The 25,602-nt window shown below is 46.3% G+C and carries 25 protein-coding genes; 18 read left to right on the top strand and 7 right to left on the bottom strand.

Features of this window, described 5'->3' with window-relative positions:
• Window positions 1-20: 20 nt before the first annotated feature.
• The 5 genes from AC6CIF_RS17840 to AC6CIF_RS17820 are packed head-to-tail and all read left to right on the top strand — an operon-like array spanning window position 21 to window position 8,134.
• Window positions 21-3,773 carry a nitrate reductase subunit alpha gene (locus AC6CIF_RS17840; protein ID WP_498200793.1) on the top strand — a complete coding sequence of 1,251 codons (3,753 nt, stop codon included), beginning with the start codon at window positions 21-23 and terminating at the stop codon, window positions 3,771-3,773.
• Window positions 3,763-5,232: a nitrate reductase subunit beta gene (gene narH, locus AC6CIF_RS17835; protein WP_482070227.1), complete on the top strand. Its 1,470-nt coding sequence runs from the start codon at window positions 3,763-3,765 to the stop codon at window positions 5,230-5,232. Before AC6CIF_RS17840 ends, narH begins: the two co-directional genes overlap by 11 nt.
• Window positions 5,217-5,900, top strand: a complete 684-nt coding sequence (gene narJ / locus AC6CIF_RS17830; RefSeq protein ID WP_498200791.1) for a nitrate reductase molybdenum cofactor assembly chaperone — start codon at window positions 5,217-5,219, stop codon at window positions 5,898-5,900. Before narH ends, narJ begins: the two co-directional genes overlap by 16 nt.
• Entirely contained in the window at window positions 5,897-6,622 is a 726-nt protein-coding gene (narI, locus tag AC6CIF_RS17825; protein ID WP_336764476.1) for a respiratory nitrate reductase subunit gamma, read from the top strand. The genes narJ and narI overlap by 4 nt, the downstream gene beginning before the upstream one ends.
• Window positions 6,623-8,134, top strand: coding sequence for a nitrate/nitrite transporter (locus AC6CIF_RS17820; protein WP_405117787.1), 1,512 nt, complete (start codon window positions 6,623-6,625; stop codon window positions 8,132-8,134).
• Window positions 8,135-8,240: 106 nt separating this feature from the next.
• On the opposite strand, the gene AC6CIF_RS17815 is transcribed toward AC6CIF_RS17820, so the two are convergent.
• Window positions 8,241-8,942: a Crp/Fnr family transcriptional regulator gene (locus tag AC6CIF_RS17815; RefSeq protein ID WP_076210005.1), complete on the bottom strand. Its 702-nt coding sequence runs from the start codon at window positions 8,940-8,942 to the stop codon at window positions 8,241-8,243.
• A gap of 70 nt (window positions 8,943-9,012) precedes the next feature.
• Here AC6CIF_RS17815 and AC6CIF_RS17810 point away from each other — a divergent pair, with 70 nt between their 5' ends.
• Window positions 9,013-9,741 carry a YwiC-like family protein gene (locus tag AC6CIF_RS17810; RefSeq protein ID WP_498200789.1) on the top strand — a complete coding sequence of 243 codons (729 nt, stop codon included), beginning with the start codon at window positions 9,013-9,015 and terminating at the stop codon, window positions 9,739-9,741.
• A 138-nt stretch (window positions 9,742-9,879) separates the two neighbouring features.
• The gene (locus tag AC6CIF_RS17805; RefSeq protein ID WP_076210006.1) at window positions 9,880-10,605 is read left to right on the top strand and encodes a ZIP family metal transporter; all 726 of its coding nucleotides are present in this window, start codon (window positions 9,880-9,882) and stop codon (window positions 10,603-10,605) included.
• Window positions 10,606-10,738: 133 nt separating this feature from the next.
• Here AC6CIF_RS17805 and AC6CIF_RS17800 read toward each other — a convergent pair whose 3' ends face one another.
• The 3 genes from AC6CIF_RS17800 to AC6CIF_RS17790 form a co-directional block, all read right to left on the bottom strand.
• Window positions 10,739-11,164, bottom strand: coding sequence for a YlbF/YmcA family competence regulator (locus AC6CIF_RS17800; protein ID WP_498200788.1), 426 nt, complete (start codon window positions 11,162-11,164; stop codon window positions 10,739-10,741).
• Between the two features lie 146 nt (window positions 11,165-11,310).
• Entirely contained in the window at window positions 11,311-11,997 is a 687-nt protein-coding gene (locus AC6CIF_RS17795; RefSeq protein WP_498200787.1) for a Crp/Fnr family transcriptional regulator, read from the bottom strand.
• A 56-nt stretch (window positions 11,998-12,053) separates the two neighbouring features.
• Window positions 12,054-13,049 (bottom strand): multicopper oxidase domain-containing protein, encoded by a 996-nt coding sequence (locus tag AC6CIF_RS17790; protein WP_498200786.1) that lies wholly within the window; start codon window positions 13,047-13,049, stop codon window positions 12,054-12,056.
• A 280-nt stretch (window positions 13,050-13,329) separates the two neighbouring features.
• Here AC6CIF_RS17790 and AC6CIF_RS17785 point away from each other — a divergent pair, with 280 nt between their 5' ends.
• The 7 genes from AC6CIF_RS17785 to AC6CIF_RS17755 are packed head-to-tail and all read left to right on the top strand — an operon-like array spanning window position 13,330 to window position 18,379.
• Window positions 13,330-13,938, top strand: coding sequence for a hypothetical protein (locus tag AC6CIF_RS17785; protein ID WP_498200785.1), 609 nt, complete (start codon window positions 13,330-13,332; stop codon window positions 13,936-13,938).
• Between the two features lie 45 nt (window positions 13,939-13,983).
• Complete coding sequence (locus AC6CIF_RS17780) at window positions 13,984-14,640, top strand: hypothetical protein (RefSeq protein ID WP_076210011.1); 657 nt, start codon at window positions 13,984-13,986, stop codon at window positions 14,638-14,640.
• Complete coding sequence (locus AC6CIF_RS17775; protein ID WP_076210012.1) at window positions 14,637-15,194, top strand: hypothetical protein; 558 nt, start codon at window positions 14,637-14,639, stop codon at window positions 15,192-15,194. Before AC6CIF_RS17780 ends, AC6CIF_RS17775 begins: the two co-directional genes overlap by 4 nt.
• Window positions 15,195-15,239: 45 nt before the next feature.
• Window positions 15,240-15,974 carry an SMI1/KNR4 family protein gene (locus tag AC6CIF_RS17770; RefSeq protein WP_076210013.1) on the top strand — a complete coding sequence of 245 codons (735 nt, stop codon included), beginning with the start codon at window positions 15,240-15,242 and terminating at the stop codon, window positions 15,972-15,974.
• A 21-nt stretch (window positions 15,975-15,995) separates the two neighbouring features.
• Window positions 15,996-17,297 carry a hypothetical protein gene (locus AC6CIF_RS17765; protein ID WP_498200784.1) on the top strand — a complete coding sequence of 434 codons (1,302 nt, stop codon included), beginning with the start codon at window positions 15,996-15,998 and terminating at the stop codon, window positions 17,295-17,297.
• A gap of 32 nt (window positions 17,298-17,329) precedes the next feature.
• Window positions 17,330-17,752, top strand: coding sequence for a hypothetical protein (locus AC6CIF_RS17760; protein ID WP_036672886.1), 423 nt, complete (start codon window positions 17,330-17,332; stop codon window positions 17,750-17,752).
• A gap of 21 nt (window positions 17,753-17,773) precedes the next feature.
• Complete coding sequence (locus AC6CIF_RS17755; protein ID WP_498200783.1) at window positions 17,774-18,379, top strand: SMI1/KNR4 family protein; 606 nt, start codon at window positions 17,774-17,776, stop codon at window positions 18,377-18,379.
• A gap of 92 nt (window positions 18,380-18,471) precedes the next feature.
• On the opposite strand, the gene AC6CIF_RS17750 is transcribed toward AC6CIF_RS17755, so the two are convergent.
• Complete coding sequence (locus AC6CIF_RS17750; RefSeq protein WP_498200782.1) at window positions 18,472-18,813, bottom strand: hypothetical protein; 342 nt, start codon at window positions 18,811-18,813, stop codon at window positions 18,472-18,474.
• 109 nt (window positions 18,814-18,922) lie between these two features.
• Here AC6CIF_RS17750 and AC6CIF_RS17745 point away from each other — a divergent pair, with 109 nt between their 5' ends.
• Window positions 18,923-19,972 carry a leucine-rich repeat domain-containing protein gene (locus tag AC6CIF_RS17745; protein ID WP_498200780.1) on the top strand — a complete coding sequence of 350 codons (1,050 nt, stop codon included), beginning with the start codon at window positions 18,923-18,925 and terminating at the stop codon, window positions 19,970-19,972.
• Window positions 19,973-20,119: 147 nt separating this feature from the next.
• Entirely contained in the window at window positions 20,120-20,941 is an 822-nt protein-coding gene (locus AC6CIF_RS17740; RefSeq protein ID WP_498200778.1) for a cupin domain-containing protein, read from the top strand.
• A 662-nt stretch (window positions 20,942-21,603) separates the two neighbouring features.
• Here the strand turns inward: AC6CIF_RS17740 and AC6CIF_RS17735 are convergent.
• Window positions 21,604-22,650, bottom strand: coding sequence for a Rieske 2Fe-2S domain-containing protein (locus tag AC6CIF_RS17735; RefSeq protein WP_498200776.1), 1,047 nt, complete (start codon window positions 22,648-22,650; stop codon window positions 21,604-21,606).
• Window positions 22,651-23,057: 407 nt separating this feature from the next.
• Between AC6CIF_RS17735 and AC6CIF_RS17730 the strand changes: the two genes are divergently transcribed.
• Both AC6CIF_RS17730 and AC6CIF_RS17725 read left to right on the top strand, forming a co-directional pair.
• Entirely contained in the window at window positions 23,058-23,504 is a 447-nt protein-coding gene (locus AC6CIF_RS17730; protein WP_498200774.1) for a carboxymuconolactone decarboxylase family protein, read from the top strand.
• 33 nt (window positions 23,505-23,537) lie between these two features.
• Window positions 23,538-24,473, top strand: coding sequence for a sigma-70 family RNA polymerase sigma factor (locus tag AC6CIF_RS17725; RefSeq protein ID WP_498200772.1), 936 nt, complete (start codon window positions 23,538-23,540; stop codon window positions 24,471-24,473).
• A gap of 99 nt (window positions 24,474-24,572) precedes the next feature.
• On the opposite strand, the gene AC6CIF_RS17720 is transcribed toward AC6CIF_RS17725, so the two are convergent.
• Window positions 24,573-25,526: a hypothetical protein gene (locus tag AC6CIF_RS17720; protein ID WP_498200771.1), complete on the bottom strand. Its 954-nt coding sequence runs from the start codon at window positions 25,524-25,526 to the stop codon at window positions 24,573-24,575.
• Window positions 25,527-25,602 lie beyond the last annotated feature (76 nt).

Here is a 25,602-nt window from a genome sequence, read left to right as displayed (position 1 = left end):
ATATATGTGGGAGGACAACAATGAGTAACAAAAGCATGCCCTGGATGGGCAAACTCAAATATTTTGCCAAACGTGAAAAAAGTGCGGAGGGCTGGAGTGAGATGTCCCCGGTCAACCGGGATTGGGAAGATATCTACCGCCGCCGCTGGCAGCATGACAAAGTGGTGCGTTCCACGCATGGCGTCAATTGTACCGGATCATGCAGCTGGCAGATCTATGTGAAAGACGGCATTGTCACTTGGGAAACGCAGGCTACCGACTATCCTTCAACCGGACCGGATATGCCGGAATTTGAGCCACGAGGTTGTCCACGTGGAGCGAGTTTCTCATGGTATCTGTACAGCCCGCTGCGTGTCAAACATCCTTACGTTCGTGGTGCGCTGCTGGACATGTGGCGTGATGCGCTTCAGACACATGGTGACCCGGTTCAAGCATGGTCCAGTATTGCGGATGATCCGGCCAAAGTGAAAAGATACAAATCTGTACGTGGTAAAGGTGGATTAATTCGCGCGTCATGGGGTGAAGTGACGCAGATTATTGCCGCTTCGCTGATTCATACGATCAAAGAATACGGACCGGACCGGATTATTGGTTTCTCTCCAATTCCTGCCATGTCGATGGTCAGTTATGCAGCAGGGTCACGGTTCTTGTCCCTGATGGGATCACCATTGCTCAGTTTCTACGACTGGTATGCGGATCTGCCGCCGGCTTCACCTCAGATCTGGGGCGATCAAACGGATGTGCCGGAGAGCAGTGACTGGTACAACTCGGGATACATTCTGGTATGGGGCTCTAATCTGCCAATGACGCGGACACCGGATGCCCACTTCCTGGCTGAAGCACGTTATCGGGGAACGAAAGTGGTATCGATCAGCCCGGATTATGCGGAATATGTGAAATTTGCAGATACATGGATGTCGGTAAAACAAGGAACGGACGGCGCTCTGGCGATGGCTATGGGCCATGTCATCCTGAAAGAGTTTTATATTGAAAAGCCCACGGACTATTTCATGCAATATGCCAAACAGTATACGGACTTTCCAAATCTGCTGATTGTGGAAGAAAAGGACGGCATACACACAGCAGGCAGATTTCTCGTTGGGGAAGACCTGGGTATTACGGGCAACAATATGGCATGGAAAACGCTTGTATACGATGAGAACAGTGGAACCTATGCGATGCCAAAAGGAAGTTTGGGCTTCCGTTGGGGTGAAGAAGGCACATGGAATCTCAAAATGGAACAGGTGGAGAACGGTGAGCCGATTGATCCAAGACTATCCATGCTCGGAGTCCATCATGATCTCGTAACCATTCAACTGCCGTACTTTGATGATGAGGGAAAACATGTCATGAAGCGGCAGATTCCTGTACGCCAGATTTGGCTGGGAAACAGATGGATTATGGTAACATCCGTATACGATCTGGTACTTGCCAAATACGGAATTGAACGTGAAATGACACGTTCTACGGATTCAGCAGAAGTAGTCACTGGTGCGGTGCAGTTGAGTGTACGTGTTCACCGTGGAGACGACATCTTGAATGCACCACAGGTAAAACCATTCACCCCAGCGTGGCAAGAGAAAATCACTGGTGTGGACGAAGAGACTGTCGTACAGATTGCACGTGAGTTTGCACAAAATGCGATCGATACCAAAGGGCGTTCCATGATCATCATGGGAGCCGGTATTAATCACTGGTACAACTCCGACGTCATCTATCGCGCCATCATTAACTTAATACTGATGACAGGCTGTCAGGGTGTGAACGGTGGAGGTTGGGCGCACTATGTTGGTCAAGAAAAACTGCGTCCGGCTGAAGGCTGGCAGACGATTGCCTTTGCTCGTGACTGGACCGGACCTGCACGTCTGCAGAACGGAACATCTTTCTTCTACTTTGCAACAGATCAATGGAGATACGAGGAGACCCAAGTAGGAGAATTGACTTCGGCGCTTGAGGGTGAACCGAGGTTCCAGCATGTGGCTGATTATAATGTGATGGCTGCGCGTATGGGCTGGCTTCCATCTTATCCACAATTCAATCGTAACTCAATTGATCTGCATCAGGATGCACTGCAGGCTGGAGCAATGACGAAGGAAGAGATCGGTGCTTATGTAGCCTCTGAATTGCAGAACAAAAATCTGAAGTTCTCAATCGAGCAACCCGATGATCCAGCGAACTTCCCGCGTGTACTATTTGTCTGGAGAGCGAATCTGATCTCAAGTTCCGGCAAAGGACATGAGTATTTCCTCAAGCATCTGCTCGGTGCAACGAACGGATTGCTGAATGATGACGATCATGGACTGCGCCCAGAGCATGTGGAATGGGTGGATGAAGCACCGGAAGGCAAACTCGACCTGATGATCAATATGGATTTCCGGATGGCAGGTACGGCGATGTATTCCGATATTGTGCTGCCAGCAGCGACCTGGTATGAGAAAAGCGATCTGAGCAGTACGGATATGCATCCGTTCGTTCATCCATTTAATCCGGCTGTAGCCACGCAGTGGGAATCCCGTTCGGACTGGGATACCTTCAAGGAAATTGCACGTGTATTCTCCGAGATGGCTGTGCAGCAATTTGATGGTCCACAGAAGGAGATCATAGCTACACCGCTGTTGCATGATTCACCAGATGAGCTTGCTCAACCGTACGGAGAGATCAAAGACTGGAGCGAGGGAGAATGTGAAGCAATCCCGGGGAAAACGATGCCGCATATTCAGGTCGTGGAACGTGACTATGCTGCCGTATATAACAAAATGATCAGCCTTGGACCTGTGGTGAAGGATAAACCAATCGGTACCAAAGGCATATCCTGGTCTGCCAGTGAAGAGTATGAAAAACTCAAGGGCATCCTGGGCGTGCATCGTAAAGATGGCGTTGGACAAGGATGTCCGGATCTGAGCACAGACCGTAATGTTGCTGAGGCCATTCTGACCTTGTCCAGTACAACGAACGGCAAGATGGCTGTGCGTGCGTGGGAAGCGCTTGAACAGAAAACAGCATTGCATCTGAAAGATTTGGCTGAGGAACGGTCTGAGGAATGTTTTACGTTTGACGAGATCACTTCCAAACCGAAAACGGTCATTACCTCGCCTGCATTCAGCGGATCGGAAAAAGGCGGACGTCGATATTCGCCATTCACCACCAATGTGGAGCGCCTGATTCCATGGCGTACATTGACGGGCAGACAGCAGTTCTATATTGATCATGCGATGCTCCGCGAGTTCGGAGAGACATTAGCGACATTTAAACCTGTGCTGAAGCATACACCGTTCCATCCAAACAGCAAACGTCCGATCGAAGGGGGAAAGGAGATTGTCCTGAACTACCTGACACCGCATAATAAGTGGTCGATCCACAGTATGTACTATGATGCGCTGCCGATGCTGACGTTGTTCCGAGGTGGCCCGACAATCTGGATGAACTACGAAGATGCAGAAGAAGCCGGACTGGTTGACAACGACTGGATCGAATGTTTCAACCGTAACGGAGTAGTCGTTGCCCGAGCCGTAGTGACGCACCGTATTCCTCGCGGCATGGCATTCATGTATCACGCTCAGGACCGTCATATTAATGTTCCGGGCACCAAAATATCACAGACACGTGGGGGTACGCATAACAGTCCGACACGTATTCATGTGAAGCCCACCCATATGATCGGTGGTTATGCCCAGTTAAGTTATGGCTTCAACTACTATGGCCCGACAGGCAATCAGCGTGACCTCAATGTCATCATAAGAAAACTGCAGGAGGTGGATTGGCTTGAAGATTAAAGCACAAGTCAGTATGGTCATGAATCTGGACAAATGCATAGGGTGCCATACATGTAGTGTTACGTGCAAAAACACCTGGACCAATCGTCCAGGTGCAGAATATATGTACTGGAACAATGTAGAGACCAAGCCAGGGGTGGGTTATCCGAAACAATGGGAGGACCAGGAGCGTTATCGCGGTGGCTGGGAGATGAAGAATGGCAAACTGGAATTGAAGTCCGGCACACGGGCAAGACGCTTGCTTAACATTTTCCATAACCCGGATCAGCCTACAATTGATGATTATTACGAGCCATGGACCTACGAGTATGAGAAACTGACGAACAGCCCGGAGAAAAAACATCAGCCTGTAGCAAGACCGAAATCCCAGATTACCGGTGAATATATGAATCTGGAGTGGGGACCTAACTGGGAGGATGATCTGGCAGGTGCCCATGTAACCGGGATGGAAGACCCCAACATGAAGGGTGTCGAGGATTCGATCAAAATGGATTTTGAACAGGTATTTATGATGTATCTGCCACGGATCTGTGAACACTGCCTTAACCCGGCCTGTGTGTCCTCCTGTCCTTCCGGAGCGATGTACAAACGGGAAGAAGACGGGATTGTACTGGTTGACCAAAATGCATGCCGCGCATGGAGATTCTGTGTATCGAGCTGTCCTTACAAGAAGGTCTATTTCAATTGGCAGACAAACAAAGCCGAGAAATGTACGCTATGTTTCCCGCGGATTGAAGCGGGTCTGCCAACGATCTGTTCCGAGACCTGTGTGGGACGTATCCGTTATATCGGCCTGATGCTGTATGATGCAGACCGTGTTGAAGCCGCTGCTTCAGTTGAAAATGACCAGGATCTCTATGAATCCCAAATGGATATTTTCCTTGATCCAAATGATCCTGAGGTGATCCGCGAAGCGCGTGAGGCCGGAATTCCAGAGGATTGGATTGTTGCAGCGCAGCAGTCCCCTATTTATAAAATGGTTATCGACTGGAAAATTGCGCTCCCGCTTCATCCGGAATACCGCACCATGCCAATGGTATGGTACATTCCACCGCTTAGCCCGATTACCAATCGGGTAGAGGGACAGGGAAGTTCACTGGAGGCTAATGATATTTTCCCTGCGATTGATAACATGCGTATTCCGGTGGAGTATCTTGCCAATCTGCTTACAGCAGGAGATACGGATCGAATTCGTGAGGTCCTGCGGAAGATGGCAGTTATGCGCATTCACATGCGTAATCAGCAGACGGGTAAGACCAGTGAATCGGCATTGCTGGAAAGAGTGGGTATGGATGCACAGGAAGTGGAGGACATGTACCGACTGCTCGCGATTGCGAAGTATAATGATCGTTTTGTCATCCCGCCAGCCCACCGTGAGGAAGTGGAAGATCTCTTCAGCGAACAGGGCAGCTGCGGACTTGATTTTGCAGGTGGTCCAGGTTCTTGTGGGGTATTTTGATGGGAAAGGAGACGATGACGATCGAACCCAATGAAGGAACAGGTCAGACTCTGGTTTACGATGCGGATACGAGAAGAATGGTCTGCAAACTGATCTCCTACCTGTTGCAATATCCGGATACAGCGTGGAGAGAGGGACTATCGGGTGTTCAGGAAGCCATACAGTCCATTTCGGATGAGACAGGGAAGCAGATTCTGTCGACATTTGTAGATGAAGCACAGGCGGTAAGCTCGATTGAATGGCAGGATTCCTATGTTCGTACATTCGATTTTGATAAAAAGTGTAACCTCTATCTCACGTATGCTCTTCATGGCGATGAACGGGATCGGGGCCCGGCTCTGATTGAATTGAAACGCAGATATGAAGCTGCGGGATTTTATATGGAAGTGAGTGAGTTGCCGGACTATTTGCCTATGGTGCTTGAATTTGTAGCTGAGGCTCCCGAGGAAGATGCCTTAGGGGTGCTCTCCAGTTGCCATAAGGCGTTGGTCACAATGAGCGAAAGCATTACGGGACAGAACAGCCCATATGGACCATTGCTCAGTCTGATGTTACAGGTCATTCCTGAGCCTCCTGCCCCTGATGTGCCAGAACAAGAAGAGACAGTTAACCAACAACCTGCAGATCTTATGCAGATCGCTGCCCAGATGAGGAGGGGGAATCGGTGAGTACACTGGAACTGTTGTTATGGGGCGCTCTTCCCTATATGGTCATTGTTTTCTGTATTACGGCGACAATCTGGCGTTATGTGACGAATCCTTTCAGTTGGACGTCAAAGTCCAGTGAGATGTTGGAGAAACGCATGCTAAAATGGGGCAGTTTACTCTTCCATATCGGGATATTCGCTGTAATCTGTGGACATATTGCCGGTTTGCTTGTTCCAGTGGAGTTCTATCGCTGGATTGGACTGAGTGATGAAGGATATCACTTGATGGCTATCGCAGGAGGACTGCCTGCGGGGATCATTGCATTGGCAGGTGCTGTCATTTTGCTGGTTCGCCGTTATGTTGCTCGCAGAGTGCGGGCGACAAGCAGCATCGGGGATTGGATGGCACTTGCCATGTTGATCATAGTCATTGTCACCGGAATACTGGCGACCTCGGCTAATGCGGTGAATCACACAGGTTTTGACTATCGAACAACGATTAATCCGTGGTTGCGCGGTCTGATCGTATTCCAGCCTGATCCCGTTCTGATGCAGACTGTACCGATGAACTTCAAAGTACACATTCTGCTTACCTTTGTACTGTACTGCGTGTTTCCATTTACACGTCTGGTTCACATGTTGAGTATGCCACTGGGTTATCTGAAACGCAGTTATGTGCTGTATCGCAGAAGAGATGGTGCTGTGTATCCGAATCAGGAACAAAAAAAGGAAAGGGCGATGTAGATGCAACATAAAGGAAAGGTTCAACTGCCCTTGCAAACGGCAAGTCTGGTTCTGGGTTTCATGGTATGGGTTATCCTGTCATCTCTGATGCCATTTATTAAAGAAGATATTGCGCTTACGTCTTCCCAGCTTGCGTGGGCGACAGCGATTCCCGTATTGATCGGATCGATTGCCCGTATTCCGATTGGTTATTGGACGAATCGATATGGAGCACGCAATATTTTCATGATCAGCTTTGTCCTGCTGCTGGCCCCGGTATGGTGGATTAGCCGTGCGACGTCGTTCAGTGATCTGGTGATTGGTGGATTGTTCCTCGGTATTGGGGGAGCTGTCTTCTCCGTCGGTGTAACTTCACTGCCCAAATATTATCCGAAAGAGCGACATGGATTTGTTAACGGGATCTACGGAATTGGTAACCTGGGTACAGCACTGTCTGCATTCGGAGCTCCGCTGATCGCTGATCGTATGGGATGGTCTACGACGGTTCTGCTCTACAGTATTTTGCTATTAGGGATGGCGGCGCTGAATTTCGTTCTGGGTGACAAACAGGAAGTACGAGTTAACGCTCCTTTAATGCAGCAACTGAAGGCCATATCACGCAACAATAAACTATGGTTGCTCTGCTTGTTTTATTTTCTGACATTTGGCTCGTTCGTGGCATTTACGGTGTACTTGCCGAATTTCCTAGTTAGTCACTTTCAGATGGATAAAGTCGATGCAGGTATTCGTACAGCGGGATTCATTCTCGTTGCAACCATTATGAGGCCCGTGGGAGGTTGGCTTGGAGATCGATTTAATCCATTCAAAATATTAATGTTTGTGTTCGGCGGATTAACGATCGCAGCGATTGTATTATCCTTCGCGCCATCATTCTATATCTACACGATTGGATGTCTGACTGTGGCATTATGCGCAGGGACAGGTAACGGAACCATTTTCAAATTAGTGCCAATGTATTTCGTCAAACAACCAGGTGTAGCGAATGGAATGATCTCCGCTATGGGGGGACTGGGTGGATTCTTCCCTCCGTTGATGTTGACTTTGTTGTACAGCATGACCGGTCATTATGCCATTGGTTTCATGGCTTTGTCTCAGATTGCGTTGGTCAGTCTTGTACTTGTGATCTGGATGTTCTACCAGGAGAAACTCCAGTTATCTGCGAGCATTCTGGAGAGTACCATTGAAGCCATTCTGATCACAGATACGAACAGTGTTATTACATCCGTGAACCCGGCCTTTACTGCGGTCACTGGTTATAGTGCTGAAGAGGCGGTTGGACAGAAGCCAAGCCTGCTGAAATCCGGTAAACAGGATAAACGTTTCTATGACCAATTATGGCTGGAATTACGTGAAAAAGGATATTGGCAAGGCGAGATCTGGAATCGGAAGAAAAACGGAGAAATCTATCAGGAATGGCTAAGTATTACGGCAATCCGTAATGAGGCAGGCGAAGTCAAATATTATGCGGGCATGTTCAGTGACATGGGCAGGCCAGAGCTCACAATCGCCTGATACATGTATCGCAAGAGACCTTAACATCGATTGCAGGCGTTAAGGTCTCTTTTTGCACACAGAGATTGGTGTAAGAACTTGGAATAACCCCAGTAGAGCTGGGCGGTCAGGCATCCCTTTGTTGCTTCAATGCTTGTAAATCAAGAATGATAATTCGGCTGCGATCCACTTCGATCAAATGCTCTTTTGTAAGCTGATTCAGAAGCCGATTCGCTGTTTCCCTTGTTGTACCAATGGAATTGGCAAACTCCTGGTGTGTCATGGGCAGGTTGATGATAATTTGGTCTCCATGCGTCTGTCCGTGTTGTTCTGCGAGCATGAGAAGGAAGGAGAGCACGCGGTTGCGCACGTCCTGACCAGAGAGTACCTGCAATTTATCCTGTAATTCTCGTATTTTGTCTCCGAGTACACGCATGATTTTGATCGCAATCGATGGAGTGCTCAGCATTAAACGTTCGAACAGTCTGACGGGTATGGCCAGTAATTCGGTAGGTGTAATCGCTTCAGCGGTAGCCGGATAGGGGTGTGCGTTAAAAAAGCCGGTGTGCGGGAACATATCTCCTGTTTTGAGAAAAGAGACAATCTGTTCATGTCCGTTCTCATCCGTTTTATATGCTTTTACGATGCCGGTACGAATGAAAAAAACAGCTTCTTTTTCGCTACCTTCGCTAAAAATGACCGTTTTCTTATGAATGCTTCTGGAAATGGCGATATCTTCGACCTGCATTAATTCTTCTGGACTAAGGTCCTGAAAGATGGGGAACTGTTGTAGAAACTCCGCTGCTGAATCTTTGTTTACCCTGCTCATGAGAATCTTTCCTCTCTGTGTTCATATTTCTAACTTCGATATCATTCAATCCTAGGAGGTTAACTGTGAAGTGAAGACCAATACGCATTCAATCGTTATCCCTCATGAACATGGCGGCTGGGTCATGGTTAGTGTGCCTTTTCTGGTAGGTGTGATTGCAAGTGGTCCGCACTGGCTGCATGCGCCCTTATTTGTAGCTTGGCTTGGATTATATCTAACCGCGTATCCCTTACTACAGTCTTTGAAAAAGAATGCCAATCGACATCGTCTCTACAAGTGGGCGGCAATCTACGGTACAGTGGCTCTAATCTGTCTGATCCCACCCGTTCTGGGTCAGATCTCACTATTATTCTTTGGCCCGGTACTGGCTGGCTTGTTGCTGGTGAACATCTGGCATGTGAGACACAAAGTAGAACGCTCGCTTACCAATGACCTGTGTGCCATGCTGGTATTCTCTCTAGGGGGAGCAGCTGCTTATCTCATAGGAGGCGGGCACTGGGACTATGGAATGGCAATCGTCGTTTTGTTTTCTTTCTTACATTTTACAGGAAGTACGTTCTTTGTGAAATCAGTCTTTCGAGAGCGAACGAATAAGCGATGGCTGATGCTAACTCGTATGGTACATATCCTTCTAATTATCATACCGATGGTGATCGGATATCCATGGATGTCTTTGTCGTATATCTATTCCGCTGTACGCACCTTCATATATGCAGGCAGAACACTGCGTCCTATGAAGGTCGGTATCATTGAAATTATTGGAGCCGTACAGTTCCTGATCTGGTCTATTCTGTTGTAAACCGCATCATTTCATCATAGCGTGATTTTTGAACACAGCAGGTGATATAGGTCACAACGTCACAGGATTGTTTTTGATTCGTCGGCAAGGGTTAATGGAATGATAGAAGATTATTGAACAAGAGAGGGGTCGACCCGGATGTGGACTGCATTCATGTGGGGCGGCATCTCTGCCTCAGCGGTTGTCATTGGTGCACTCGCAGCCCTGTTTCTAAAGATTCCTAAACGAGTCATCGGATGGATCATGGCTTTTGGGACAGGTACTTTAATCGGGGCAGCTACCTTTGAATTACTCGGAGATGCGCTGAATGATGGGGGGATTATCCCTACAGCCATTGGTTTTACGGCAGGTGCCGTGGTGTATACCTTGTTTGACCTGCTAATCTCGGCAAAGGGTGGGGCAGGGCGTAAACGCTCGGGCAGGTCAGGAGACTCGAATCAAAGCGGCTTGGGGATCTTTGCAGGCACAGTAATGGACGCTATCCCGGAATCCATCATGCTTGGAGCCAGCTTGCTGGCCGGCAACGGTGTCAGTGTGGTGCTGGTGGTATCCATTTTTGTCAGCAACATCCCTGAAGGTCTGTCGAGTACGGTTGGATTGCAGGGCAGCAAGTACAGTCGTGCGAAAATCATGTTGATGTGGTTAAGTGTATTGCTGATCTCCGCGTTTGCAGCTCTGGGTGGATATCTGTTTCTCGAACAGCTTCCTGAGGAGATGGGTGCAGCAATTGGTGCATTTGCAGGTGGTGGAATCATTGCGATGATCTGCTCGACGATGATGCCAGAAGCCTTTGAGGAAGGCGGACCTGTCGTGGGTTTGATTGCATCCATGGGATTGCTCGTATCACTATTGTTGGATCTGTAGATGACAGAATAAGCTTCCGATCGCTGTCCACTACATAGTCGTGTAAATATTAGTTAAATCTATATAAAAAGAGTATCCGAACAGAGTGGTTTCTGATCGGATACTCTTTTTATTATTCAGACAAAAGATAATCTTAGTGGTTGCTGGAACAACTTCCTCCACACCCGCAAGCCTCTTTACCCAGTTCATTCGCTTCGGGTAGACGGTTCATTTCCACGGATTTCGTGAAATAGTGACTGATCTGCTGATGCAGCTGGCTGAACTCGCGCTGTGCATAGATGAACCGTCGAATGAGGGGATGATCATAAAGAGCGCGTTCTTCCTCTTCATATACCTGAATTTCAGAGGCAAGCAACCCAATATTTTGCCGTTCTTTCTCCTCCAGTGCCTGATGTTTCTCCATAAAACGCTCATACTGGGCTGTGGCCTGTTCATCTGCTGCAAACTGATCAATCATGTCCCGCATCTCTTTGTATCCTTCATCTTGTAACAGTAGTGAACATAACTCCTGCATTTTGTGCATAATGATCTGTTTGTCCAATTTAACAACCGTATTCATCGCAAAACCCTCCTATAGATCTTTTCTTAACTGTATACGCTAACGTAAGCCCGCACTGTGACGATACTCACATCTGATGTGAAATATAATACTTGTCCAAATACGCTGTTATTCTGTCATCTCAGTGTTATTGTCAAATCTTTAGTTCAGTGAGTAACCTTTTCCCTAAGCTGCTCCAGTTGAAGAATAAGGATGCAGTTTCCTGTAACCTGAAGCAGACCCTGAGTTTGCATCATGGTAAGTTTGCGACTTAGTGTTTCAGGTGTAATCCCGAGTAACAGAGCCATATCTTTTTTGAAAACAGGCAAGCGTATCTCATGTTTTGCATGATTTCGGGTATGGAAATACAAAAGCAACTTAGCAATCTTTTGTTCCGTTGTCATCGCACTAAGCGAGCTATTCCATTCATCTGTTTCACGGAGCAGCTTGGAAATGGCAAGCAGGAAATGATAAGCAAGCTTTGGATCATGTTCAAGTAACTGGTCAAAGTCATGTTTGTTGATGGAGCAGATGGCCGAAGGCTCCAGAACTTCGGCGTTAGCCGTATGTGCTTTTTGATGTAACAGGGAATCTTGTCCGAAGAAATCACCGGGAAACAGAAACCGAATAATATGTTCCTTGCCATTGTCATTGTATTTGGATAACTTCACACATCCCTGATGAACCACATAAAGCGTATCTGAGCGTTCTCCCTCCTGGACGACAACTTCGCCTTTGTTATATTTGCGGGTATGCAGAAGGGAGATCAACAAGGCAGCTTCGGACGGATCAAGATGCTGGAACAGAGATACTTTGGAGAAACAGGCATCCTTCGCTTCGTGTGTACAGATCATCGTTTAATCACCTCGAATGGTTCAGGATAGGTATAGCCATTATCTATTGTCATGTCTCAGTGAGACATCGCGGGTCCACCATGATCAGTACCATCCTTGGTCACACGCAGAACAGCGGCAGCGCCTTTGGCTACATGGTTGAACTGATGGGTTACAATCGCATAATCACCTTCTTCGGTCACGGTGAACTCTACGACAGCTCCACCACTTGCGGGAAGCATAACCGTCTGTATTCCATACTGGATGTTGCGTGGATTCCCATCGGTATACACACGGTCCATAATGGTACCTACAACGTGGAAGGATGAGACTTCATTGGGTCCGGCATTACTGACATAGATTCGCATCGTATCTCCTACTTTGGCTAACAGGGGATGTTTTACTAATCCATAGTCATTACCGTTAAATACGACATATTCCGGTTCCCCGTTCAAAAAGGCCTCGTAATCATGTTCTTTGTACCATTCACTCTGAACAAGGGTATACTCACGATCAACCAAGTGATCGGAAGGATATCCAGCCTTGGGTTCAACAATAATCATGCCGTACATCCCGTTTGCGATATGGGCAAGAACCGGTTTGGTTCCACAGTGATACATGAATACACCTGGTGAGGAGGTTGAGTAGGTGAACGTGCCTTCCTCGCCTGGCATGACATCAATAAATTTGCTGCTTGGAGCAGCATGTACAGCGTGAAAATCCATGGAGTGAGGCAGGCTGGAATCTTTATTTTTTAACGTGAACACCAATGTATCTCCCTCGGTCACTCTTAGGACGGGTCCGGGGACGGTACCATTAAATGTCCAAGCGTTGTAAATCACTCCTTCGGAGATTTCGATATCTGTAACCTGGGCCGTCATTTCAATATATACCGTAGTATCTTCTCTGCGAATGATCGGGTCCACCGGGGGTTGACTGACCGCAGAGGAGGAGGAGGAGACTTCATCGTGGTGAACAGGTTTAACCGTATCAGTTGAACTACAGTGAGAGAGCGTTGCTGTGAATATAGCGAATACAAGTGACCATTTATATACATTCAGTAAGGAGAACATAGTTGCACAACCTTTACTCAAGTGATGTTTTTCACAATCTAAAAAGCAGGTTTTCTTTCATTTCAGTAGTTATTTAGTTATAGATTACGTTATTGAGGTGGGGACAGGTGTGATGAGGCACACACTTGGGTATGTCGTATTAGAGGCATTTCCAACAATCTGTCTTCCATTCTTGTGCTGTGGAACGGAGTTTCATATAATTTTAGAGAGATGGATTGGTAAATGTTGAGTATTCTAACGCAGTGTGTGTCATAGTTTCAGGGAGAAGGGTGGATACAGGATGAAACGTTTCGAAGATGAAGGTGCATATAAGTACAGTTTCTATTCGGTTCTTCGACGGGGCGAGCGGATTGATGTAAAATGTCCCAAATGCGGTGGACACGCTTGGATTGAACAACGGAATGATCAACTGGGATGGAAGTGTTTCGAATGTTACGCTCAAGCTTTTGAAGAACCAGTATATCAATATAAAGCCAAGGGGAATTGTGCTGTATGTGAACGCTGGTTCAACGTGGAAGTCACAGACGAGAAGAAGACGTCTCACCGATCAACGTATGTGGAATGTCCGCATTGTGGTTCTGTGAATCAGATTGAATTACACGCCAAGCCGACATACCAAAGGTGTTTTTCCGAGATTTGTGCAGGGAAAGATCCTGTGTTCGGGCTGGAATTATACTTCCTGGATGAGTTCAGAGGAAAAATAATATGGGCTGTGAATCGGGAACATCTGAATTATCTCATCGCTTATGTCTCCGCAGATCTGCGTGTGAAATACGGAAATATGCCTATACGAACGGCTTCACATAGTATTCCGGCTTATATCAAAGATGCGAAGAACAGGGATGTGGTTGTTCGTACACTGTCGAAGCTTCAGCACAAGACTGGATGAGAATGGAATTGAAGATGAAGCGTTAAAGCCGCAAGGAGAGAAGATATGAAACTACGAGTTAAACTTACTATTTTTGCAGTCATTCTGGGTATGTTGATGATTCCGGCTTATTTTATTTTACAGACATTTGGTGTATTTCAAAAAGAGACAGTATTATCTGACTATGCTCTCGCCGTTGATGTTAATGGGAAGTCCTATGAAGCCTGGCCACTGATTAACAGTTTTGCAGCGATGGACAAAGAGGAAGATAACCGTCAGTTTTATTACCGGATCGACATGAGTCATCTCCAATACCTGTTTAATCTGGCCTATCAGGAATATGATGTGAAGCCCGGCGGGGACAATCCGTATCTGGCTGGTACTTTAAACTATCAACGAACAGATCACAACTATGTGCAGACCGAGAGGCAGTATGAGAACGCCAACGATTTTACAACGGTTTTGAATCTGTATGATCAGGATGGGCAGGTGATCTACACCTACAATAACACCGGCAAGGGAGATAAACAGCTGGTGGAATCCATTATTCATCAGGGAATGAGCCGTTCTACGAATGGTGGCGGCGGTGAAGCTGTTCGCGATCCTTATATTAATATTACGGCGTTATTTCGCGACAAGTTAAATATCGATGTGAAACTGACGGTGGATGAGGATCACAAAGTGGTTACCATTCGAATGAACAAATCGGAGGCGAGACGATGAATGAGTATGGTGTACAACACGGACCTGTTTATCTGGAAGGATTAATTAGGAAAGAAGAGGACATAAAGTCCGATGAAGTGGAATGGAAAGGCAAACTTCAAACGAGTGATGGTCATGATAAATTCCATATTTTTTATTATGGTGACTTGACCGAAGATGATCTGATTACCTGGCATGATTCGACACCGCTTCTTGTATATGCGGAGCATACGGTCACGGGTGAGCGCTATCTGCTCATTGATACCGCCAAGCACGGATATGATGCCATGTTATGTGAGACCTATTCGGAAGAAGCACTACATGACAGACCCCTTCGTCCTTACCTGGATGTTGAAGGAGAGGACATCTTTAAAGTTGAGTTGACGGCCTACTACAATGTGCCTTGGGATGACGAGTTTGGCGAAGATGTAGATGAAAATGGTGCATATGAACTGATCACGGGAGAACTCATGCATTTTGATCAGGTCAAGCGTGATGGATATGATGCCTTTGCCATTCGCATTCTGAATCGTAAAGGAGTATGGACTGAAATTGTACAGGAAGAATTGGCTTAGATCCTGTAAACGAATGAACCAAACTGAGATGGGAGATGTCGAAAAATGTATATTGTATCCCGTGTACTTAAGCCGGTTCCAACAGAGGAACTGGATCACTTTGAACAACAGCACGGCATCTCGCTACCTTTATCATACCGCACCTGGATTGAGCAATACGGGGAAGGTACATACACGGGTTGGATGAATGTGCAGAGACCTGACTCGGAAGTGTTGAAGCCTTTTGTGGAATATGATTTTTGGATACATACGGATGATTCGCCTATAAGTCAGCATCAACTTGAACAGTGCATCTCCATCGGCAGTTCTGTAGATGGAGATTTCCTTGCTGTTCATCCGGAAGTTGAGGGGCTGCTGTGGCTACCACGTCATGATGAGAATATCACCTTATGGACATGCTCGGAGACTGAATTTGGTGAAACGTTGGACCGGATCTATTGTGGGTATTACCATCAGGATAAACCGATAACGCCACTATACTTTGAACCGTGGAATGAGCTGCGGAAACATACGTTTTACCATTTTTCAGGGACAGAACAGGGAAGCTCCATGAAGGAACTCGCCGATACATGCAAAACAGAATTTAATTGGGATGCTGTGTTGGAGAATGAGTACATGTGCAAGATGTTCATGGTGTCGATGGGAGGATATTTACGATTTAACTATGCAGCTGGGAGAGAAGTTGCCCTGTTCTATGAAGAAAAGAATGGTGCGGAGGAGGCGACGGATAACGAAATCAGTATGTTCTTGCAGGCACATCATTGTACGGCATATGAATAGGGGCAGAGTGGAGGGACACCTATGAGTTGGTTAAAGGAAGACATTGCGGAACAATGGCGCAATGAAGGCAAGCGTTATGCAAGGGATGTCAATGCATTTGTCCGGAGAAGTATGCAGGGAGAGCAACCGGATGAATCCGAGTTGGAGGTAGACTCCAGAAGCGGAATGAGTACTGAAGTATTCCATATGGTGAGACAGGCCAATCTCCATGGTGATGTGGAGGTGCTTCGACATGAGCTACCCGCAGCGACGTGGCCATTGAACGAGGCGTTTCAGGCTTCCATGCAAGCGGTCAAAGTTGTAGGTTATCTGAACGAGGAAACGATTGTATGTAATACGGGGATTTTCACGGAGAATAGTCAGATATATACGATGGATCAGCACGGATGGCAGTTGATCTCTCCATATACTTTTGCAGGTTGCTCATCGGATGGACTTGACTTTGCGCTTGCAGGACCGGATGGGATTCGTATCATTCGTCAGCCAGATCGCAAGTTGGAAGGACAGGAGATAGCAACATATCAATGGGAAGATATTCAAGCCCGGATACAGTCGGCATTACCTCGGATTGAATCACTTGCGGACTGTGAGCATCCCGAACGGACACTTGAAGGACTTATCCCTATCGATGAAGGCAAAGCACTACTCATACATTCAAGATACGGGATATATCTCGTCACACAAGCACAGGTGACCTTGCTTCATCCCGATCTGGCAGAGATCGAAGAGTATGAGCTAGAGGATACACAGATAGATATGGGACATGCAGCTGTATCACGGGATGGTCGATGGATTGCCTATGGCAGCCAAGGAAGCAATCATATGGTGATGGACCGTCGGCTGAGCAAGACATACCCTCTCTATCCAGAATCGAGCTACCCTCATTATGCGGCATTCACCAGTGATAACCAAACCGTCTGGTTTAACGCATGTCATTTCTATAACGGGGTAACGATACAGGTTCCGCTGGAATCTATCGCAGGTAACGAAACGAAGGAAGATTGGCCGGTCATGGATGAGAATACACGAGTGTATGCAACGGTGGAAATAGAGGCGGGAATGGTGCTTGGGGATGCATATGGTTATCTGTATTGTGTAAATGGCGAGGGTAAGGAAGTATGGCGTCATTTTGTGGGAAGTACGATCTATTCTCTCGCTGTATCCCCTGAGCAGTCCAAACTTGCAGTTGGCACGTATGGTGGCATGCTGCATGTGCTGGATCTTCGTTCCAAAGAAATGGACGAGTACGGGATCGGTACAGGCACTCTTCGTGAGTTGGAGCGGTATGTGTTGTGGCGTGGAGAAGAACCTCTTCGCTGGTAAGGTCGTATTACAACCTGCAAAGGGGTGAAGGGATGGAACGTGAAGAGGCTGTAACGTTATTAAAATGTCACTCCTTTTCTTATGATGATCTGAGTCATCCCAAGATGGAGAACGGTTTTATTGGCAGTCTGCGGCCTTTCCGTGGACATTTGATTAAGGAGAATTTTCATGAGTTGATGGAGATACTGCGTGTTCTGGCGTCCGAACTTGCACGGCCTTCACTGGATCGGGAAGTCATGGCATGTCTATGGGGAATTACTCATATGGCCCGTGCTTGGGCCGTTGAACCCGAAGGCATGCTTCGCAGCAACAACCTCATTTCCGACGAACAGGTGACATTGATGGAACAATGGCTTAATTTGTTATCTTACGCAGTCATGATTCTAATTGAAGGCGGCGGAGAGGAAGAAGCGTTTTGGGAATATCATCAGTATCTACAAGAAGAGAAGAACTGAGGTAGGGGAGGTGTGGTGAGATTGGAGCCGAATGTATCATTAAACGTGCTAATGGACGAGCTGAATCACTTGTTAGATGAGAGAATACAGGATCAAGAGATTCGGCAATTGTTTGAAGAATATCAACAGCGGGAAGGTGCATCCGAGGAAAGTCTGGATCTATTCGAAAAGGAGTATGGCGTCCGGCTGCCTGGCGATTTTCGTGCCTTTTACCAAAGGAAAGACGGCAGTGGCTACGGGTTGCATGTGCTGTACTCGGGTGATGCCGAGACGGGCAGATGTACACCCTTTTATCTGATGTCATTGGAAGAGATTCGAGAGACCAAACAATACTTCTGTGAAGTGGATGAGAAGCTTGAAGAGTATTATTCTGCCGAAGAGATCAGCCAGCTGGACCCGGAGATCAAGCCATACCTGTTCCACAAACAATGGATTCCTTTTGCAACAATCGCGGGAGGTTCACTGTATCTGATGCTCGATTTTGATCCAACGGAGGAAGGGACGTATGGGCAGATTATTATGTATGTACACGATCCGGACTTTGTTTATTTCCTAACGTCTACTTTCACTGATCTGCTCGTTATGTCGAACCGTAATTTGAAGATGATGGATGAGATCACGTATTAAAAGTCCTGCACGATTAGACAATTCCTTCAATAATAAAGAAGCTGCCGAAGCAGCTCCTTTATCTGAACAAGTACTTTGAATGAGTCTAATGATTACCACTGGAAGAAACGATGTCCATGAAATCCTCCACCTGGAGGTCCTCCGTGTCCACCTGGACCACCCGGCCCGCCTCCATGAGGTCCGCCTGGATAGCCACCTCCTGGGAAATGACCAGGGTGTCCACCGGGATAGCCACCGCCCGGATAACCGCCTCCTGGATAGCCACCATGCCACCAAGGACCACCGATCGGAAATGGCAGTGGAACAGGAACGATGGGTGGGTATGGATAGGGATAAGGGTAAGGATACGGTGAGGGTGGCGGAGGTGGTGGATAATAAGGGTAAGGATAACCCGCAGGTTGCGGGGATGAAACTGAACCAGGGCCGTATGCCATGTAATAAGCCTCCAATGACTGGATTGATGATATCAGCCTATGCCACAGTGGTTTCAGATGATACAGCAGATTGAAATTATGAATATAAATATGAAGGGGGAAATATAGGGTGGCCGTAGCTTTTCACACTGACCCAAGAGGAACTGCCTATGAACTGTTGATTGACGAATTGATCGAGAAGGCAGATCGTTTTATGCTAATAGACAGAAAGAGGTACGAAGAGAACGAGATACCGGAAGTAGTTCGTGTGTTAGAGAGATTGAAGCCCTATCTTGTGGAACGTACTACGATGGAAGAGATGATGCTGAAAAGCGGAGCCTATTATTCCGAAGGCATCTATTATACATATCGCTGTACTCCGGAATCGGGTCAAGTGCTCAAAGAAGAAGCCAACCGTTTTCATGATTGGTGTTACCCGTCATTGCCGGACGATCTTTGCTTTATGACAGAAGACGGAAATGATTATTTTTTCTCTGTTGCCCATGAGCATATGTACGGCATGAGGATTACATACAAAGAAGCGAGTGAACTTATGGAGCGGATTCCGGGGTTGTTCTTTGATTTGGACCGTCATAAGGAAATTGACCATCTTCTGGACGATGCGATCAGGCATCAGACCGATAAGCTGGATATCAGCTTACATGGTTTAAGTGAGCTTCCTGAACGAATTCGGGAGTTGAAGCACTTGAAGGAGTTGACGATTTTTGAGCAGAATCTGTACTCCCTCCCAGCAGGTCTGTTTGAACTTACTTCATTGGAAAGATTGGTCATTACAACGCTGGATCTGGAACGTATTCCGGCAGAGATCGGGAAACTGAAGCAACTTCAAGAGTTAAGAATTTATTGTGGCAGTCCTTTTGAATCTGCACCTGGTTGGAGGCCCAAGCCACAAACTGAGTTGGGATTAAATTGTATCCCGCCTGAGATTGGTGAATTAAGTGAGCTGAAGTATCTGGAGATAGTATATTCTGGTATACGTGAACTCCCTCCGGAGTTGGAAAAACTGAAGAATCTGCGTGCTTTACTGGTGACCAATGCACTGATTGAGGGAACTCCGGATGTTGTCACAAGAATGCACTGGCTGGAGTATGTAGATTTAATGAATATCCCATTTGGTACCCATTGGGAAGAAGTCTGGGAAATGAAAAAGAACATGTAACAAATAGAGCCCTGTTCGGATGTCCGAGTCAGGGATGTTTGTTATGCGAGGAAACTTGGCGGAAATGGGCTCACGTATCTGGGCGCTGGGCATAAGCTGGCATATAGGTTATGACCTAAACCGAGAGCGAAGGGCAGGCGTTTTATTTTGGCTACCTCATACATGGATTTTACTTTACCAACCACCGAATTTACTTACGATTTGAGCAAAAATCCGTTATTCAAAAAGGACGAGAACAACTATATTAACGCACTTTCCATCAAACAGTTAAACACATTGGGCAATACTTCTTTATTGGATATTTTCCTCAGCACTGGCAATGTGGTTGAACCACACATTCATCAGAATGCAACTGAACTGGTATACTGCATCAGCGGTTCGGCCGTCGTGTCCCTCATTAATCCGTTCACCAATGAATTGCTTCATTTCCCGATTACTCCAGGGCAGGTGGCTAATGTACCTCAAGGTTGGTGGCACTATGAAATGGCTACTGTAGATCATACGCACTTACTGGCGATCTTCGATGCACCTGTGCCTGAAGCGATATTTGGCTCAGACATCTTGCGTCTTACCCCTGCGAATGTTCTGGCTCATACGTACTGTCTGGACGAGACAAAAATTCAAGAAGCGCTCGCCCCCATCCAAAAAACAGTGATTATTGGCCCGCCGGCAGATTGCCTGGCTTCAACTGCCCCTGCCTCTAACAGTGCTCCAAATGTGAATCATCAGCCTTACGTAATGCCGAATGTACAACCTAATGTACAGCCAAACATGCAACCAAACACACAACCAAACACACAACCCAACATGCAACCAAACACACAACCCAACATGCAGCCAAATATGCAACCTTACGTGAACCGTCTTCCGTACTGGGGCACTTGGGTTGATCCACGTATTATTCATGAGCCGGGCTGTCCGTACTATAGAGAGCTTCCTGTGAATACGAATAATCAAGAGGAAAGATAACGTTCCTGAGGCGAGGTCTATCTAATACACATAAGTATTTCAGTTAAATTAGGTACAGCAAAAGAAGCGTCCGCAAAGGAACGCTTCTTTTTTGATTAAAGGTGTCTTCAAACCTGCTGAAAGCAGATGCATACCTGAACATGTTTAGAGCGAAGTATGAAGCGCTAACGAATCGAAGGCGTCTTAATCAAGGATTTGAAGCGTGCCTAGAAATCTAAAGAATCTGAGACACCTTATATCAAAATAAACAGCCGTATGAAATGTTTTTATGGGGGGATTTTGAGAAGTAAAGTGTCTGATGTTCCTTACAATTTTAAATGAGGACCTAGAGGCCAAATAAGATGTCCTGAGTTCCTAAGAAAATTTTCAACCCATTCCCCAGAGACCGCAGGATAGTACTTCAAGACTTTTTAGGCGCTGACATCCATCATTGACAGCTTGCCTGAGGTTGTAGAACATCTATATATGTTCAACTAAACATTTACACGATAACGGAGAGGGCAGAAATAACTTGAAGAAGCGCAGCGTTCGCGTTTATCACCGGATTTTCCCTATGAAAAAATGGAATAAAAAAATCTGGGGATAACAGCGATCTAAAGTTATTCTGCCATCGGAGTGCCAGTGTAAATATATTCATTAGTTGAACTTATATATGATTTAATTTACGATGTGTAATTTCGTCCCAAGCCAAGCTCCGTTAACAATTGACGATAAGCAATCGAAGTACGGTCTGCGGGAATATGGGCCTCGGCATGCAGATCAAGGGGCAGATCCTCCGGTTTCTGTGACTCGACCATCTCGCGGTCTTCTTCAAATACCTGCAAGTTGAACTTGATTGTGTCTTCAATCGGAGCATCTTTGTCAAAGTTGCGTGTGATTGGACAGAATAAACGTGTATAACGGGCAGAGATCGGCGAAGCACAATTCAGAATATTTAGCTTGTCGTCTCCTGGGAAATGTACCGTAAGAGAAGCCGCAAAGGGTGGAAAAACCCGAAACTCGCGCAGCCATTGGAAACCTTCAGGTGCAACAAGATCTTGCCCTTTGCCATAGTTACTCACCGTACTCCAATACTCGGCCAGTAACTCATTACCTTCGCGTTTTACTTTGTATTGGGGGACTTCTGTGTTGTTTCGATCACCAAACGTTTCGGTATGCACATAGGCAAAATGGGATACATCCAGGAAACCCTCCATTTGTCGTCCAGAGGAACCAGCAATGTCAAAGTTGGGTGGCAAAATATTGATATAATCCGGATCATCCCATCCAGGGAAGGAGGGGATCTGTTCTTCCGTTCCCGCTAAAGTGGTCCAGATCAAGCCATAACGTTCGACTGCCGGATACACGATAAGTTTGAGCTTAGGCGAGATCTTGGAACTTGGGTGCGCAGGAACTACGGTACATTTTCCTTCACAATTATAACGAAAACCGTGATAAGGGCAGACAATCTCGCCATTTTCAACCCAGCCTTTGCTAAGTGGAGCCCCGCGGTGAAAACAAAGATCCTTGGCTACCACAATCTGATCATTACTGCGATAGAGAACCAGCTTCACATCCAGTAATTGAGCAGCCAGGGGTTTGTCTGTTACTTCGGTTGCTTGGGCTACCGGGTACCAATATTGGGATAATACATGCCAGTCTTCAGCAGTGAACGTACACCCTCTAGGCAATTCGGACGTCACATTATGGTTTGCGTTGGAAGTTATCATATTAAACACTCCTTGCCGATATGAATAAACGATTCTTTTTTTTATGTCAGAAAAGGTTACTTGATTAGCCGTATGTTACTACTCTTTTGGTCAAAGTATCAATATATCCAACATACTTTTGGTTGAAATCACAAACGGTACAGTAAAAACCGTACATGAATACGGGAAAACGCGGATTTTTCTTACGTTAGATGTTAATTGTAAAAAGAGAACAACCTTTCAGTATGTTTTTCCATTACTGATTATTGACTCCATGGAGGTTGTCCTGCCATCAGAATTTCAGTGTGAATATTCGTTAGTTGAGCTGACATCCTTGTGAGCATAAAAAGATTTTCGCAAAGAATGTCACAGATCCCGGCCGTCATTTGTCTACAGTATGTAAACCAAATGACGGAGGCGAATGAGAAATGAATTTAAGAACGAATTACAGAGCAGTGAGTCCAGGTGCTTTTAAAGCGATGATGGCGATGGAGCAATATATATCCGGGCAATTTGAAAATAAAGTATTGTATGAGCTGTTAAAAATCCGAGTGTCCCAGATTAATGGCTGCGCCTTTTGTCTCGATATGCATGCCAAAGATCTGATGAAACTGGGAGATTATGCGGATCATATTTTATTGCTGAGTGTGTGGCGTGAAGTGGCTTTCTTCACGGATCAAGAACGTGTTATGCTGGAGCTGGCTGAAGCGGTGACCCGAATCTCGGAACACGGTGTACCACTTACTTTGTACGATAAGGTTCGTGAACATTTCAGTGAATCCGAACTGGTGGATCTGATCCTGGCCATTAACACGATTAATAACTGGAACCGGATTGCGATCACAACTGGGATGTATCCGGGTTGCTTTAACTAAAATACACGCACCATGCCAGAGGGGGCCATTCTTATGAATTCCAATCTCCACGCCAATGAGCCAGATGTGTCTTCTCTGGATGTTGGTGAGTTGTATATTCGTTATAAAAAATATGCATTTTCAATAGCTTACCGCATGTTGGGCAGTGTGGTAGAAGCTGAAGATATTGTGCAGGATTGCTTTGCGGGGATTCAGAGCACGTCTGCTCAGGATATTCGTAATCCCAAGTCCTACATCGCCAGATTGATTGTGAACCGAAGTTTGAATCTGCTAAATTCCGCCCGTAATCAGCGGGAAAGTTATGTTGGTGAGTGGCTGCCAGAGCCGATGGGTGACAGTGAAGAGGCGAACATGCCAGAGGAAACGATGGAGAAAAAAGAGCTAATCTCCTACGCCTATCTGGTCATGTTGGAGCGTCTATCGCCCATGGAACGGGCTGTTTTTGTCCTTCGTGAAGCGTTCCGATATGATTATTCCGAAATAGCGGATTGGCTGGGCAAAACGGAGAGTAACTGCCGTCAAATCTTTAGCCGCGCCAGACGAAATCTGCCTGAAAGACTTCCGCCGATCGAGCAGAGTGATGCGGATATGATAGCCAAAGGTGAATTGCTGAGCCGTTTTACAACGGCTTTCCTTCGTTATGACGTCTCTGCCATGCTGGAGTTATTGGCGGATCAGCCTGTATTTACAGCAGATGGCGGTGGCGTTGTGCATACGGTTATGAGAACAATGAACGTTCACAAAGGTGTGCTAGCACTCCTGACCTCACGGCGAGTCCTTACGCGATTGCGTGAAAGGGAATGGGTACCGATGTGGATTAATGGCGAACTTCAACTCGCGTTGATGAAAGAAGGGCAGTTGTCCGAGGTACTCTGTTTGGAGTTGGACGCTTCCGGAGAGCGGATTGAGGGTGTGTATCTCGTCGTAAATCCAAACAAACTTACATCAATAGACACTTCAACTCTTTGATCCAAACGTAGGGACTTGATATGTGAACTTAAAAGCGGCAACCTCTGTCTCGGGGACTGCCGCTTTTTTGGCATTCACATTTTGCGATTCAGCATCCGATCATTCACGGGCAAATTGTTGTTGAACAGGTTCAATGATTGCTCTGACTTCAGGTGTAAGCTCATCATTGTTCCGATTGAGTACCAGTAAAATCTTTTCCATAGTGTCCAGAAGAACACTCTGCGTATTGGGCTCCCGTTTAGCCAAAGTTTTCTCGTAAGCCTGTTTCACCTCAGGGTCCATGGTGCGAATTTCTTCATCCGTGTACCAATCATAAGCAGGTGTATTGTCACTTCCGTAAAAGAGATAATCCACAAATAAGCCTTGCTTCACTGCTGATGTGCGATTGGAATTCGGGAAGTTGTTCAAAAAGACTTCTTTCTCCAAAGCACGCTGGATTAATTCGTTCCAAGAGATGATAATGCCACCATCTGAAGTCGTCATTTGGTTGGACTCGGTAGCCATAATATCAATGTATGCAGCAATATCAGCCTTAACAAAAGGCTTGAACTTTTGATATATCTCATAATTGATGATGGGGTAATACAAGCCTTCACTGGTTTCCAGTTTGAACCCGAGATCTGAAGCTTCCTGCAGAAGTTTCTTCACGGTCGGATTTTTAATTTCTTTGAGCAGACGACTATATGTAAGCTTCTGTTCGTAACCAAGCTGTTCATGGGCTTGAGATATGGTCTGTTGAAATTGTTCCGTATACATTTGGTAATCCATATCAGCCAATTTCACGTTCTGCATGTTCTCAAGTTGCAGCGTCATTAATGTGGCCTGCCAAGGGCTGACTTTATCGATATGATTCATCAGGTATTTACGCGCTTTAACCAGACTTTCTGTGGATTTTAATGCTTCTGTTCGATAGGTTTGGAATTGATGATACACCGCTTTGGAAGCGGGGACAGATGCAGCCAGTGTTGTTGAAGGTGTGATTATTGCGCCAATGGCAGTACAGCCTAGAGCCATAGCCAGTAAACCAAGTTTAGCAGGTTGCTTCCATCTCATTTGTATACCTCCCCATAAATGAAGAACAAGCCATTTGAATTCTCGTATAACCGCATTTTACCGTATTTTATATGTA

It is taken from the genome of Paenibacillus sp. GQ49 (assembly GCF_059759055.1).
This window is presented reverse-complemented; position numbering and strand designations above follow the sequence as displayed.

Coding starts and splice junctions, on each gene's coding strand:
- AC6CIF_RS17840 (WP_498200793.1), top strand. CDS start 21: ATGAGTAACAAAAGCATGCCCTGGATGGGCAAACTCAAATATTTTGCC.
- AC6CIF_RS17820 (WP_405117787.1), top strand. CDS start 6,623: ATGCAACATAAAGGAAAGGTTCAACTGCCCTTGCAAACGGCAAGTCTG.
- AC6CIF_RS17815 (WP_076210005.1), bottom strand. CDS start 8,942: ATGAGCAGGGTAAACAAAGATTCAGCAGCGGAGTTTCTACAACAGTTC.
- AC6CIF_RS17805 (WP_076210006.1), top strand. CDS start 9,880: ATGTGGACTGCATTCATGTGGGGCGGCATCTCTGCCTCAGCGGTTGTC.
- AC6CIF_RS17800 (WP_498200788.1), bottom strand. CDS start 11,164: ATGAATACGGTTGTTAAATTGGACAAACAGATCATTATGCACAAAATG.
- AC6CIF_RS17795 (WP_498200787.1), bottom strand. CDS start 11,997: ATGATCTGTACACACGAAGCGAAGGATGCCTGTTTCTCCAAAGTATCT.
- AC6CIF_RS17790 (WP_498200786.1), bottom strand. CDS start 13,049: ATGTTCTCCTTACTGAATGTATATAAATGGTCACTTGTATTCGCTATA.
- AC6CIF_RS17785 (WP_498200785.1), top strand. CDS start 13,330: ATGAAACGTTTCGAAGATGAAGGTGCATATAAGTACAGTTTCTATTCG.
- AC6CIF_RS17780 (WP_076210011.1), top strand. CDS start 13,984: ATGAAACTACGAGTTAAACTTACTATTTTTGCAGTCATTCTGGGTATG.
- AC6CIF_RS17775 (WP_076210012.1), top strand. CDS start 14,637: ATGAATGAGTATGGTGTACAACACGGACCTGTTTATCTGGAAGGATTA.
- AC6CIF_RS17770 (WP_076210013.1), top strand. CDS start 15,240: ATGTATATTGTATCCCGTGTACTTAAGCCGGTTCCAACAGAGGAACTG.
- AC6CIF_RS17765 (WP_498200784.1), top strand. CDS start 15,996: ATGAGTTGGTTAAAGGAAGACATTGCGGAACAATGGCGCAATGAAGGC.
- AC6CIF_RS17760 (WP_036672886.1), top strand. CDS start 17,330: ATGGAACGTGAAGAGGCTGTAACGTTATTAAAATGTCACTCCTTTTCT.
- AC6CIF_RS17750 (WP_498200782.1), bottom strand. CDS start 18,813: ATGGCATACGGCCCTGGTTCAGTTTCATCCCCGCAACCTGCGGGTTAT.
- AC6CIF_RS17735 (WP_498200776.1), bottom strand. CDS start 22,650: ATGATAACTTCCAACGCAAACCATAATGTGACGTCCGAATTGCCTAGA.
- AC6CIF_RS17730 (WP_498200774.1), top strand. CDS start 23,058: ATGAATTTAAGAACGAATTACAGAGCAGTGAGTCCAGGTGCTTTTAAA.
- AC6CIF_RS17725 (WP_498200772.1), top strand. CDS start 23,538: ATGAATTCCAATCTCCACGCCAATGAGCCAGATGTGTCTTCTCTGGAT.
- AC6CIF_RS17720 (WP_498200771.1), bottom strand. CDS start 25,526: ATGAGATGGAAGCAACCTGCTAAACTTGGTTTACTGGCTATGGCTCTA.